Raw genomic sequence first — 13,365 nt, 5'->3', positions numbered from 1 at the left:
AATTATTCACTTTTTCTAGTAAACTTGAATGACAAGAAAAAGCGATTAGAAACTAAAGAGTCTAATCGCTTTTCTCTGTTTGAGCTATTCATTTAACCTTCGTTTCTCACTTTATGAAATAAAGACATAATCAGCCAAATCACTGCTGGAAAGACAGTTCCTCCAATAATCATATAGGCTAGCAGACGAGCCGAGTCATAATCACCGAATACCAAGACAAGAACTGCCATTATGACAAGAGCAGCTGGTATAATTTTCAACAAAGCAACCGAACCCTTCTTTTCCTCCACTTTCCATTTATTATTATAGGATGCGATGGCAGTCAAAGTTGCTGGAAAGGCAACAACTGTTAGCACGATACCAATCACAGTCAGCAGCGAATGTAAAACTCCAGAGCTCATTATCGTTCCCAACCACGCAAGCGCTGTGAGTACTACTAATGAAATCGCGATATACCCCATGGAATTAGATAAGCTTTTATATTTTTCAACTAACGTCTCAGAGTCGCTATAAATCGCTTTTGTACCAGGTTCTGCTCGAAACAAATGAATATCTCCTTCTGAAGTTACGTGAGACCACCCGGCGGATGCAAAAACATCAAAGTATTCATCTTCTTCTCCTACTTCAAGGGATCGGTAGTCTACGCTGTAGATATAGTCTGAGCTTTCTCCTTTTTCAAGCGTGTACCCCGAAAATTTAAAACCAGTAACGTGCCATCCTTTTAAAGAAAATCGGCGTAATTTTTTCATATCCTTCTCTTCAGCAAAAGCAAGGCCACCTGACATGATGTACTTGGTTTGTTTCATTCTTCATCCTCCCCCAATCCCGTTTCAGCTAGTTCAATCATTATTTTTCTAAGGGTTACATCTTCTCTAAGCACAGTTCTTCCTACATCGGTAAGGAAATACGTTTTACGTCTTGAATCCGAAGCATCGTATAAGTAAATCCATTCTTTTTCTAAAAGCTTTTTAATAATGGTATACATGGAAGCGGGCCCTATTGTAATGGTGCCCTTTGATGTTTCTTCGATTAAATTCATAATAGCATAGCCGTGTCTTGGCTTTGTTAAAGCTGCCATTATGTAAAACATTGAATCTGTTAACTGCTCTGTTTTTCCCAAATCCTCACCTCTTATATCACTTCAAGATATATCACATTGCGATATAACTAAATAAAATATATCATAATGTGATATAACTGTCTAGATTAAAATTGGATTTTATTTCAATATTAATGAAAGCAGAAAGTAGGTCTTCCAAATACAAAAGTGCGTTCTCACAAGAGAGCGCACTTGAAGATTACCTTTATAAAGGTTAACACTTTTATATAAAAGCAGTTTGTTTTTATTCCTCTTCTTCATCAAACCAAAAATCTAATAATACTGCGGCTATTTCTTGATTATCATATTGAACGTAAGCTGGATAGTAACCGTCACCTATGCCGGACATCGACACAACTCCACCAGGGACGATACTAGCTTCATATTCAGAAGATGCGACTGCATCGCAGCAAGCTACATAATACGTAAGACCTTCTTCATCCATATTAATCTCATGCACATTTTCCACTTCATATGTAATTGCGTCGTCTCTTCCATAAACAGATGCATCAAATATTCCTGCCGTGGCTGAATCTACTCCAACTTCTTTTCCAGTTTCAATCCAAGTATCAGTCATTTTAAAATCAGTGTGCGTAGCTACTAATTTACTTATCGTAAAATCATCTTAATAGAAAACTGTTGCGGTCCACTCACCCCTTTTAGCAGGTTCTAATTTCCATGCAAAATCGTCGCTGTCGTCTACCGCACACTCAATTGGATAACACGGATCTGAGATGATAAGCTGAAGACTAGTCACATGAAAGCTACCTAATTTTTTACTATTCATCTTGTATTCCCCTAACTATTTATCTTACTTCTAATAAAAATGGCACTATAAAAACATAGTACCATTTTTGAGTTATCTTTTTATGAATTATTAAAAATTATTAAATTAATGGCTTTTACCTTTGAGCGCTTTCACTACTTCTTTTGTTGCTTCTGCAATAAGCTTGTCGTCATACGAAGCATCTTTTTCATTACGACTTGAAAGCACTGCAAGAACAATAGGATCACCTTTCTTTGGCCAAATGACGGCAATGTCATTACGCGTTCCATATAATCCTGCCCCTGTTTTGTCCGCTACTTCCCAATTCTTTGGTACTCCTGAACGAATCAATGCATCTCCTGTAGTATTTCGCTTCATCCAGTCAATTAAAAGCTCACGTTTTTCAACAGGAAGTGCATCTCCTAAAGTAAAAGCTTGAAGACTTGTAGCTAGCGCTTTCGCCGTACTCGTATCAGCGATTTCGCCTGGCTGTACATCATTAAGCTCCGGCTCAATTCGCACAGGATTTGTCACGTCATCTCCTAGTTCTCTAAGAGCTTTTTTAAATCCTATCGGTCCACCTATCTCTTCAAGAATAAGGTTTCCTGCTGTATTATCACTATAGCGAAGCGATGCATCAGATAGCTCTTTCAGCGTCATTCCTGCATCAACATATTTTTCTGTAATGGGGTTATAGTTCACTAAATCATCTCGCGTATATGTAATTCGTTTATCAAGGTCTTTAATGTCTTTTTGCTGCAGCAATACTCCCACAGCTAAAGCTTTGTGAGTTGAAGCATATCCAAATCGTTCATCAGGACGATATGAAATTACTTTGTTCGTACCTGTATCAAGCGCATAGACACCAAGCTTAGCGTCGTATGTATCCTCAAGCTTAGCAAGTTTTCTTTCAATTGTAGTCTCGTTTTTCATTTCAGCTGATGAGATATTTGCTCCAGAAAAGCCAATAAGCGATACGCATGAAAAAATTAAAACGGGTGCGACTGCTTTAAATTTCAAGCGATTAGAAATCCACTTCTTTAGCATCATAATCATCCAACCTTTCCCTAATTAGTCATTTTACTGATAGCTTTATGGTACCATTTCTTAGGAGTAGTCGATGTGAGATATGTATGATACTCACATGATATAAATCTGAATATTCTTTCTATTAATGGTGCTAATCCATAAAAAAACTCTTTCTTTTAATAGAAAGAGCTCTATTAATTTATAAGCTTGGACTTCTTCACTCTGCACAATGAAGGTAAAAGTGATCAAGAGTGTCCAGTATCTTCTTTTTACCTGCTAGCTGTTCAATCCACTTTGTTGGTATGCCATGCATTTCATAATACATACCTGCAAAAACTCCTGTTAAAAGAGCAACCGTATCGGTATCATTGCCAAGGTTTACAGCCATTAATACTGCATCAGCATAGTCATCAGCATGTAGCAAACACCACACCGCCGCTTCTAACGAATGCACCACATAGCCATCTGACTTGATGTCACCTCGGTGTAAATGAACAAGATCTGATTCAAGCAGCCTTGCATAATGCTGAATTTCGTTCTCATACACTGTTCCCACTATGTGTTCTTGGCAAAACTCACTTAGCATCCGATTCGCTTCAAGCGGTGTCTTATCATTGTAAAGTGCGTTCATAAACTCTAGATATAAAATACATCCCAAGGTCGATCGCGGATGACGGTGAGTCACTTCGGCTATACGTTTAATCTCACCAATTCGTTTTTTCACACTTTTTTCTTGAATGAGCGTAAAAAATAAAGGCGCAATTCGCATGAGCGCTCCGTTTCCATTGTCGTACTCAGAACTTCCTCCCCATTCTTCAAGTGGTAGTCCTTGCTTATAGCGATAAATTGCTTCATTTGTTGCAATGCCGATATCAAACATTTTGCCGTATGGGGTCCAGTATCCATTATCACGATAATGGGCAAACTTGTGCATCAACCCTACGTCATCTTCATTTTCTAGTATATTTTCAACTAAACACATCGTTAATGACGTATCATCAGACCACGTCCCAGGAGGTTGATTATATGTACCATACCCTGTCATTTCAGTAACCTTAAATGAATCTCGATTTTTGAATTCTACCGGTACTCCCAGTGCATCTCCTACAATCCCGCCTAACATCGCAGGATACAGCTTCCTTTTTAATAGTTGCTTATTATCTTCTTTACTTCCCACTGTATCAGCCCCTTATACTACCTTTTTTTTCGATCATATCATAAGTAAAAATATGCAGTCTCTTTGACTTATACTTAAAGAAGGCTCTTCTTTTTTAAGAAGAGCTTTTATGTTTCTTCTCTAAGAAGTAATAATATATATTCACCAGTGAAAAATAAACTACCGCTGAACCAAAAATAAAGGCTAAAAACTCTTTTAACTTTTTCCCTTTCAGCATTTCTTCTGTTTTTAAGTAAAGCTCCATATTTTCATTCAGTGACACTAACGTTGTGAAGATTGAAAGGAGCATTCCAGCAATAGCAAAAATCCCGTACAGATTTAGAACGCTTCTAATCGTTAGCTTCTTTTTCACTACGACTTTTACTGGTTTAGACGTTTGGAGATTTGAATTCATGACATCTCTCCTTATCGAAATGTTATATTTTACTATTTTAGCATAAATAGTAAAAAAAGGAGCTACTCCTTACGAGTAGCTCCTTCTCTTTACATCTTTTTCAACTCATTGGCTAAAAACTCAACGTCTGTGCCGACAACTATTTGAAGGTCTTGGCCACTTAGCTTTAGTACACCTTTCGCTCCCAACCTTTTTAGCTCAACTTCATTTATGATACTCGTATCTTTGACTTTTAAACGAAGGCGCGTCACACAATTATCCACTTCAAGCAAGTTTCCTCTTCCGCCAAGTGCTTCTGCGTAAGCTTTCGCAAGGTCACCGTAACTACCTGTTAACGCTCCGCTTTCTTCAAATTCTCCTTCTACTTCATCTTCACGCCCAGGTGTTTTTAGATCAAGCTTAATAATTAAATAGTAGAAAATCATAAAATACAGCAACGCATAAATGAGACCAACACCGGCTAAAAGCAGCGGCTTCTGTGCAATCCCAAAGTTTAAGAAGTAGTCAATGGCTCCCGCTGAAAACCCAAAGCCGTGATGAATATCAAGCAGGTACGTAATCGACATAGCAGAACCGGTTAAAATAGCGTGAATCACGTATAGGACCGGTGATAAAAACATAAATAAAAACTCAATTGGCTCGGTAATCCCTGTTAAGAACGAGGTAAGTGCTAAACCTATAAATACGCCCATCATTGCTTTTCGACGCTCTTTTTTCGCAGCTGCAACCATCGCAAACGCAGCCGCTGGAAGACCAAACATCATGATAGGGAAAAAGCCCGTCATAAACATTCCCGCAGAAGGATCTTTTGCCAAGAAGCGCCAGAGGTCTCCTTTTATAACTTCACCCGCAGCGTTTGTAAATTCTCCAAACTCAAACCAAACGAGCGTATTTAAAATATGATGCAATCCAAGCGGAATGAGCATGCGGTTTAAAAACCCAAATACTCCTACTCCCGCTGCACCAGCTCCAATAATCCACTCACCAATATTATCAATAAAGTGCTGAACAAAAATCCAAACATATCCAAACACAAAAGCCAACACAAGCATTACAAGTGATGTAACGATTGGTACAAAGCGCTTTCCGCCAAAGAAGCCAAGCCAGTCTGGTAATTTAATAGTATGATAGCGGTTATACAGAAGACCGGCAATGACCCCAGCGACAATTCCTCCTAGAACACCCATATTAATCTCTTCATTAATAGCTGCTGCTCCTTCTGTCAAAACAAAGTACCCGACAGCACCTGCTAACGCAGCGGCTCCGCTGCCATCTTTTGAAAACCCAATTGCAACTCCTATCGCAAACAATAAAGCCAAATGCCCGAAAACAGCGTCACCCGCTGCCGATATAAACGGTATACCTAAGAAATCATCTTGACCTAGCCGGAGCAAAAGCGCAGCAGCAGGCATAATTGCAATCGGAAGCATCAACGATTTACCGATTTTTTGAAGAAAACCTAACATAACAAACACCTCTCTTTTTTAGGATATACTACATATTTATGTAAGCGTTTTCTCTATTAGCCCATGCTGTATGCCTAGACAAGTTGTTTTTTTTGCCAAATACATGAAACCTTTCAATTCTCTCTTCGTATAGTCTAGTATAAAGCTCTAAAAAAGGAGGAATTCTTATCGAAGAAGCGATTGTTCCTTTTATCATTTTGATTCCTTTTCTTATTCTCGCATTTGTTCTTTCAAAAGGAAAAGGCGGTTTTTTGATCGCCGGCTATAATACCTTACCCGCTGAGAAAAAAGCCGAATACGATGAGGTGGCTCTATGTAAATTTATGGGCAAGATCATGTATGCCATTTCGTTTGGAATATTGTTGCTGGGATTAAGCGACGTGCTAGCAAATCAGCCGCTGTTCATTATCGGTATGATAGTGTTTGTTGTATCAATTGCGTTTGCACTTATTTATTTAAATACAGGCGATCGGTTTAAGAAAAGATCGACATAAAAAACCCGCTCAGATTTCTAGTCTGAGCGGGCTTTTGTGACTTCTTACTTGTCTTACTAATAAAACGGTGCGAATTTACTTTTAAATTGCCTTGTTTTAGTTTCCATAAATATTTCCTGTTGTTGACGTCAAAACCCCATTTTGAGCATTGAGTTTGTACTGAAAGCCATTACTACTTGACCAGTTAGAAAAAGAGAAGGTATCACCTGTTTTTAACTTCGTCATTTCAATATCTTTCATTGTTAATGGTGAACTTAAACTGCTTGTTGGTGCACTTGTCGTACGTCCAACATAAACGGCCGCATTTGTACTACCAGGCTGAGAAACAACTTTTGCTGAGCCATCTGCTTCCACTAATAAAGCTGTTTGTTCATTAACAGCAATTCCTTTCGCTTGTGTTGTCCAACCATCCATTATATTACGAGCCATAAAGCCAACAAATCTCCCCATACGATCACGTTGTTCAAAATGTGAATCTGTGATAGTGCTTGTTAAATAAGGATTACTTAAAAAATTGCGCGTAAATGTCATGTACCGATTACTTGGATTACTTAACGCTTCATTTGAATATACTGAACCGTTTGCAGCATCGTAGACAAACTGCCCTTGAATGGCAAGTCCAGCACTCGTACCGCCTATTGGAACCTTATTAATAGAAATTAAATTGTTGAGTGTGTCTTCAAGCGGCGTATCCTTTATGTAGTTTACATATAAAGACTGGTCGCCACCAGCGAAGAAAACAGCTTCTGCTTTTGATACCTTATCAAGTACAAATGAGTCAGAAGCAGCATTACGGTTATTTAATACAATGGTTTCAACTGAGTTTAGGCCAGCACCGTTTTGTGCTGCTAAATCGTATAAATATTGATTGTATCCATCACTACCAGAAGTTCTTAAGACCACAAAATCTCCACCGTTGGCTTTCTTTGCCATCCACAGCATTGCTTCATCTACATCTGTTGATCCTCCCATTAAATTAACTCCATACGTGGTTGATTTTGTAACATTTGCTGTATCTCCATAACTATAATACGTATAATTTTTTCCCGCCGCTTCAACAGGTGCATGTCCAGCTAGTAACCCTATAGAAAGACCAACAGTTGTAACCATCTTTACTAATTTTTTCATTTCTTTTACACTCCCCACATTTTTAATATTTAAGAACGTCGATTTGCGCTCATTAATAAATAATGCAAATATTATGCCAATTCAAAAAATAACAAATAATTAGCTTTTTCGTTTTTTGGTGGATTTCTTTTGGGTTTCTTTGGTTGTTTTAGGTTCATTAACAAAGTCCGTTAAGTTAAATTCTTTCTGTTTGGCAAAGCGAGGTTCTTTTTTACATAGGTCAGGAGATATTTTACATGCATCATGCTAAGTAGGGCCTTTTTATTTCAACAATCAGTTAGAAAAGAAAAAACCCGGCTCCAAAGAGCAGCGGGTTTTCATTTCGTTTAACTATGCGTATGTTTCTTTTAAACTTCTTATCAACTCCTCCTCGTTACTGTTTTCAGTAAGATGAATAATAGTCTTTGATTGATCTTTCTTCCTATAGTTATTCATGAGATTTAAAATAACCGGTTTAACATGTTGTTCAAATGTACATATTTTATCTGTTGCTCGATCTACTATCTTTCGTTTTATGTCATTAGTTAAGCTCCTGTTTAGTAAACGGCTATGCATCCTCTCCATACAAACAGACAGAGGAACGTCCAAAAAAATAATTATATTTGATTCTTGAAATCGGCTCTCATAAACAGCTCGAGGGCACCATCCCTCTATAATCCAACTGTCTTTTTCCATTAACTTACCTAGTTCTCGAGAAAAATGTCTGATTTGTTGTCGCGTTGGAAAAGGTGTTGTTCTTAAAGTCTTTAACTCTTCGTCAATACTATAGAATGGAATATTTAGCTTCTTACTAAGGTTTTTACTCAGCGTCGTTTTTCCAGCACATGCATTTCCAAGGATAGAAATTTTATAAATGCTAAGCACCTCCTTAGTAATACATATTGCTTTAACCTTGTACAAATTATCTCTTTTTACAAGTTAATTCTATATGGCGATATGGTTTTGTATGTTTGGGAGATTAACTAAAAATAGCTTACATTAAGAATATCCATGGTAGTGTTCTGAGAAATCTTCTCTTTGCTTCTGATGTTTATACCGACAAGCTGTAGGTCCTCTTATATATGTACAGCATGATTATGGCTTCTGTTTATAATAATTTTTAATTTTTATAACAAACTAAGTAAAAAAGGGGTTTTTATTTTGAAAAGCGTGCTTGTTTCACTTGTTATTGTATTCGTGACAGTTTTAGCTCCATTAAAATCTGAAGCTTCTACTCAGAACGAAATTTATCTAAGAGATGATTTAATCTTACAGCTACTCGAGCCCCAACTTTCTATAGAATTAGAACACCACTTTGGTGGTACCACACAATATAATTGTGCTCAAATCTTACGTATAAAAAAAGCTGAAGCAGGCAGTTATCTGTTTACAGTTGATGTACAGGTCATCACCTTTGAAGGCCCTCATAACCCTCCAAACTATATTGTTAATATGACTTTCAGTAACAGTGGACCTGACTGGAAATGGCGCATTATGAAATTTAAAAGTACTCCTTTAGATACTAATCAAAAAATCCCTTGTAGAGAACCTTTATAAGAGCGGTCTTCTTTTTGTTCATCCGAATAAAAGTTCTTTTGTCTATCGAAACAGATACGGCATCACATAGCCCGTATAGAAAAACCACTCTCTAAAAAAGATAAAAATTAGAAAATCACATACAGAAAGCTTTAAAAATAGTGCTATTTTCTGTTTAATCTTTATCTCGCTCCTTTGTATTCTATATAGGCTTTTTCTATAATTATACTAAAGTTACTTATTATGTGATGAATACACTCAATGTTCTCTCATAGCCTGCATTAATAGAAAAAAGCTTAGGCACGTTGATTAACCACATGCCTAAGCTTTTATTTTTCATCCAAAACAAGATGAGTACTCCACCACTCCGCTTACATGCTCTAAAGCATTTGGACGCAGCGGTTAATCGTTAAAATTCTCTCCTTTTTGCTTTCGCATCTCCTTTTCAACTTTCTTTAATGCCTTTTTCGAACCACGCTCAAAGTCGTGCTGCATCTTTCGCTCTTTATGCGAAACAAAAAGTGAGTTTAGGTCGTAACCAGGTGGATACAGTTCGCTTGCTGGCAATTCGAGCTCAATGCGTTTAGTGTTTATTTCTTTAAACGCTCCATTATAGAACACGGTCACGTTATTGTAGCTATCTCTTTTTTTATAAATAAGAGCAGATTCTTTCTCATCTAACAGCGTTACTTTATCACCTATTTCATAGTCATACAGCTTTTCTTTCTGTTGTTCCACTACTTTTGGCTTTCGTTTCTTGTTTTCATCGACAAGCGTGAAGTTGTATTCTTTATGTGCCATGTACGCTTTTGCTCGCTCAATGACTGCGTCACTCACATTCATTTTTTTCGAAATCCAAAGCGCATTGCTCTCACCTGATGCTCCAATGACTAGCTGATAAAGTGGCTCTAACGTTTCGCTGTTAAACTTCATGGCCGCGTTCATAAAGTCAGGATGCATTTCAGAGAATCGCTTAATCTCTCCGTAGTGCGTCGTTGCAACGGTCATGCATCCTTTATGGTAAAACTCTTCAATGATTGAAATGGCAAGAGCAGCACCTTCGTTTGGTTCTGTACCGCTTCCAATTTCATCAAATAAAAGCAGCGTCCGGTGATTTGCACTTGCTAAAATGTCCGCCATGTTTTTCATATGAGATGAAAATGTACTTAGCGCGTTTTCAATACTTTGGTGGTCACCGATATCGACAAAAATTCGTTCAAATAAAGAAACTTCTGTTCCTTTTCCCACCGCAATATGAAATCCTGACATCGCAGCAAGCGTAAGCAATCCAATCGTTTTTAATACAACGGTCTTCCCACCCGCGTTTGGTCCTGTAATAATGAGCCCTCGATATTCTTCACCTATTGTAAAGTTCAAAGGTACAACATTTCCTTTTAAAAGCGGATGTTTTCCATCTACTATGCTGATATAACCGTGATCATTTAATCCAGGCTCAACCCCGCTGATGCTGCGGCTATACTTTCCTTTGGCGAATACCATGTCATACTGCGCAATAAGCTCAACGTTGATTTTAATGGCAGGAAGCTGTTCCATTACCAGACCTGAGAGCGTCGCAAGCACTTGGTACTCTTCTACAGATTCCTCTACCTTTAACGTCGCAAGCTCGTTGTTTAATTTTGCAACGACGGTTGGCTCCATAAAGACCGTTGTTCCTTTTGATGAGACTTCAATAATTGTTCCCTGCACGTGCTTTTTATAAGAAGCTTTTATAGGAATTGTGTAGCGATCATCTTTTTTACTCACAAAAAATTCTTGGATATAGTCTTTGTTCGCACCGCTTCGCAAAAATTTCGCTAAGCGTTCTTGAATGGTTGCTTCTGTTGATTCAATATGGCGACGAATTCGCTTTAACTCTTTACTCGCTTCTGAATCCACTCGATTGCCTTTAATCGCTGCGTTAATTTCTTCTTCAATAGTCCGAAACTCCGTCATGGACTTCGCATACGACGACAGCATCGGGGCAAAGAATTCTTTTTCAAGCATAAACGTCTTCACTCGGCGACACCCTCGTAAAAAGTCAGACACCTCAAGTAAATCACTCGCTTCTAAAAGCATGCCTTTTTCAGCCTTTGTCATAATATGCTTAATTGCTGAGATTCCCATTAAAGGTACGTGGCTTTCTGCATCTAATAATCTTCTTGCTTCTGTCGTTTCACGCAGGCGCGTTTTGACAACGTTAAGAGATGCGCTTGGCTGTAAGCGATCAAGCAAATCCTTTCCTAAATCGCTAACGCAATAAGATTTCACAAGTTCCTTTAACTCACGATATTGCAATGTTTCAAATGTCATTTCATTCATCTTTTTTACTCCTCACTATGATGGTGTTCATAATGAAGATACCTACTCAATGAGAAGCCAATGAGCAACATATAATACTAAAAATAAACAAAAAAGCTGCAGAATCAGTTAGATCCCACAGCTTTCGCACGTATACAAGGCATAAATGTATCACCAAACAAACGCAATTGCTTGCGGTGGATACGCTTTGTATGGGGTGTAGGTATCTTCATAGGCGTCTAAATGAATTCAACACAAACTAAAGGTTACGCATTTTTCTTTTAAAAACGCACCTTCGTCTCGTGTATTCATTTAGCTAAATTAATCCTATTTCGATACTACCCCGCTCATAAAAGCACCTCGTCTAGTTTTGACTTCGTCTCATTGACGTTTTCATTGTTGCTATTATCATATTATATTTGTCTTTTCATGTAAATAGGCAGCTGCCCTTTTTTATCCATGATATGATGGGGTAAACGAAAAAAGGAACTGATACCATGCCCAAAACAATCGCTTGCCTACATGCACACCACTCAAACATCGAAGTCATTGAAAAAATGCTTAGCTCCCATCAAGCTGAACTCATTCATTTCGTCGAACCCGGATTCGACCGACAAAAAGCTGATGCTTACTTTAAACCAGAATTTATTCAAAGTAAGCTCGCCAATACAATGAGATGGATTTCTTCTTGTCACGTGGATGCTATTTTAGTCACATGCACCTTTTTCACAGCCCACCTACCGCTAATGGATTTCTCAGTTCCCATTATTAAAATTGACGAACTATTATTTTCACATCTAAAAGCTGAAAAAAAGCCTGCTATTCTTGCCTTTACTAATCCTCAAACAGTTGACAGTACCATGCAAGCATTAGCTAAATTTGACTCTTCTATAGAAGCTAAGTCTCATCTACTTCTTAATACTTTTCATCTGATTATGAACGGGAAAAAACGAGAGTATCTAGATGCTGTGTCTCAAGGTTTAGCGGCGCTAACAAAAGCGTATCCAGACCACGTAATTTATGCTGCGCAGCTGTCGATGGTGGATGCTGCGGTGATTGCGAGAGAAATTGACGGGGGTGAGGTTGGGCATTATGGGGAATTGGTTGGAGAAAGACTAGAGATAATTAACTTAGACTAAGAACTATTTCAACAGTTCTTAGTCTATTATGCACGTATGCAACTTACTTGTGATTTACTTAATTTTAAACCGCTCTCTCTTCTTCCCACTCTGCTGATCAAACTTTGCCTTCAGCGCCGCAAGCTCCGTATCTAATGTTTTCATAATGGTCGCGACCTCTTGGTCCGTGTATTCGTAGTTATTTCTGTTTGAACAGTTTCCAAGCAGCTCCATTAAAGCAATAATTTTGTTTGTTCTGGCTTCCGCTACGCGGATGAAGCGCTCGCTTTTTGTCTCTTTCATTGATATTCTCCTACCTAACTTTTTATCTATTTATTCACTTACTATCCAATATACGGAATATATTGATTTCACTCACGACTTATTTACTATATTTCACGTATGAGGTAACGTATTTCATATCCGTTTTTAATTATATCGGACCTTTTTCCATACTTTTTTACCACTTAATTTAGCAGATATTACATTTTAATCAAAAAAACTAATACTTATTTCTGGTGTGATAAAAGCATTTAGTAGGTGATAAACTTACCGGTATTTTAATAAAATGGAATGATTAAGAGGGAGCATGAGTTAAAAGAAATTATTAAAGAATGTAATTTGTTAGTTAAAGCTGAACGCTTTGATGAATTAATGGAGTACTATACTGAGAATACTATTTTAGCAATCAAGCCGGGAAAGATAGATCGTGGAAAAGAGGGAATTAAGCGGGCATTCATTAAAATTGCTCAGCACTACAACCATACAATTGTTCCAAAAAAATCAAGATGTAACTGGCTATGCGTCATTGATAACTCATACGGAACATCATTAATTGGAAGTGAAGAAAAAGTTTAATACTTATGTTTACCATAAAAAAT

15 protein-coding genes are annotated in these 13,365 nt (G+C 37.7%); 4 read left to right on the top strand and 11 right to left on the bottom strand.

What is annotated here, in order from left to right; genetic code table 11:
- Window positions 1–92 precede the first annotated feature (92 nt).
- The 7 genes from V2145_RS08155 to nagE form a co-directional block, all read right to left on the bottom strand.
- Window positions 93–806: a DUF2812 domain-containing protein gene (locus V2145_RS08155; RefSeq protein WP_094910215.1), complete on the bottom strand. Its 714-nt coding sequence runs from the start codon at window positions 804–806 to the stop codon at window positions 93–95.
- Window positions 803–1,120 (bottom strand): PadR family transcriptional regulator, encoded by a 318-nt coding sequence (locus tag V2145_RS08150; protein ID WP_094910216.1) that lies wholly within the window; start codon window positions 1,118–1,120, stop codon window positions 803–805. The genes V2145_RS08155 and V2145_RS08150 overlap by 4 nt, the downstream gene beginning before the upstream one ends.
- Window positions 1,121–1,343: 223 nt before the next feature.
- A complete protein-coding gene (locus tag V2145_RS08145) occupies window positions 1,344–1,676 on the bottom strand; it encodes a DUF4241 domain-containing protein (protein ID WP_330987529.1) in 333 nt (110 codons plus the stop codon).
- Window positions 1,677–1,991: 315 nt separating this feature from the next.
- Window positions 1,992–2,921, bottom strand: coding sequence for a class A beta-lactamase (gene bla, locus V2145_RS08140; protein WP_179289193.1), 930 nt, complete (start codon window positions 2,919–2,921; stop codon window positions 1,992–1,994).
- 190 nt (window positions 2,922–3,111) lie between these two features.
- Window positions 3,112–4,071 (bottom strand): ADP-ribosylglycohydrolase family protein, encoded by a 960-nt coding sequence (locus tag V2145_RS08135; protein ID WP_330987528.1) that lies wholly within the window; start codon window positions 4,069–4,071, stop codon window positions 3,112–3,114.
- Between the two features lie 94 nt (window positions 4,072–4,165).
- Entirely contained in the window at window positions 4,166–4,465 is a 300-nt protein-coding gene (locus V2145_RS08130) for a hypothetical protein (RefSeq protein WP_025908018.1), read from the bottom strand.
- Between the two features lie 89 nt (window positions 4,466–4,554).
- Window positions 4,555–5,931 (bottom strand): N-acetylglucosamine-specific PTS transporter subunit IIBC, encoded by a 1,377-nt coding sequence (gene nagE, locus V2145_RS08125; RefSeq protein ID WP_094910218.1) that lies wholly within the window; start codon window positions 5,929–5,931, stop codon window positions 4,555–4,557.
- 197 nt (window positions 5,932–6,128) lie between these two features.
- Here nagE and V2145_RS08120 point away from each other — a divergent pair, with 197 nt between their 5' ends.
- The gene (locus V2145_RS08120) at window positions 6,129–6,425 is read left to right on the top strand and encodes a DUF3784 domain-containing protein (protein WP_330987527.1); all 297 of its coding nucleotides are present in this window, start codon (window positions 6,129–6,131) and stop codon (window positions 6,423–6,425) included.
- A 96-nt stretch (window positions 6,426–6,521) separates the two neighbouring features.
- Here V2145_RS08120 and V2145_RS08115 read toward each other — a convergent pair whose 3' ends face one another.
- Complete coding sequence (locus V2145_RS08115) at window positions 6,522–7,553, bottom strand: cyanophycinase (protein ID WP_330987526.1); 1,032 nt, start codon at window positions 7,551–7,553, stop codon at window positions 6,522–6,524.
- A gap of 330 nt (window positions 7,554–7,883) precedes the next feature.
- The gene (locus V2145_RS08110; protein WP_330987525.1) at window positions 7,884–8,453 is read right to left on the bottom strand and encodes an AAA family ATPase; all 570 of its coding nucleotides are present in this window, start codon (window positions 8,451–8,453) and stop codon (window positions 7,884–7,886) included.
- A 249-nt stretch (window positions 8,454–8,702) separates the two neighbouring features.
- Here V2145_RS08110 and V2145_RS08105 point away from each other — a divergent pair, with 249 nt between their 5' ends.
- Window positions 8,703–9,089, top strand: a complete 387-nt coding sequence (locus V2145_RS08105) for a DUF3888 domain-containing protein (RefSeq protein ID WP_330988128.1) — start codon at window positions 8,703–8,705, stop codon at window positions 9,087–9,089.
- A gap of 381 nt (window positions 9,090–9,470) precedes the next feature.
- Here V2145_RS08105 and V2145_RS08100 read toward each other — a convergent pair whose 3' ends face one another.
- Window positions 9,471–11,387, bottom strand: a complete 1,917-nt coding sequence (locus tag V2145_RS08100) for an endonuclease MutS2 (RefSeq protein WP_330987524.1) — start codon at window positions 11,385–11,387, stop codon at window positions 9,471–9,473.
- 476 nt (window positions 11,388–11,863) lie between these two features.
- Here V2145_RS08100 and V2145_RS08095 point away from each other — a divergent pair, with 476 nt between their 5' ends.
- Window positions 11,864–12,505, top strand: coding sequence for a hypothetical protein (locus V2145_RS08095; protein WP_330987523.1), 642 nt, complete (start codon window positions 11,864–11,866; stop codon window positions 12,503–12,505).
- Between the two features lie 54 nt (window positions 12,506–12,559).
- On the opposite strand, the gene V2145_RS08090 is transcribed toward V2145_RS08095, so the two are convergent.
- Entirely contained in the window at window positions 12,560–12,787 is a 228-nt protein-coding gene (locus V2145_RS08090) for a hypothetical protein (RefSeq protein WP_210607947.1), read from the bottom strand.
- Window positions 12,788–13,057: 270 nt separating this feature from the next.
- Here V2145_RS08090 and V2145_RS08085 point away from each other — a divergent pair, with 270 nt between their 5' ends.
- Window positions 13,058–13,342 carry a hypothetical protein gene (locus V2145_RS08085; RefSeq protein WP_330987522.1) on the top strand — a complete coding sequence of 95 codons (285 nt, stop codon included), beginning with the start codon at window positions 13,058–13,060 and terminating at the stop codon, window positions 13,340–13,342.
- Window positions 13,343–13,365: the final 23 nt, after the last annotated feature.

Source organism: Priestia sp. GS2 (assembly GCF_036409025.1).
In the GTDB taxonomy this organism is placed as follows: Bacteria; Bacillota; Bacilli; order Bacillales; family Bacillaceae_H; genus Priestia; species Priestia aryabhattai_A.
This window is presented reverse-complemented; position numbering and strand designations above follow the sequence as displayed.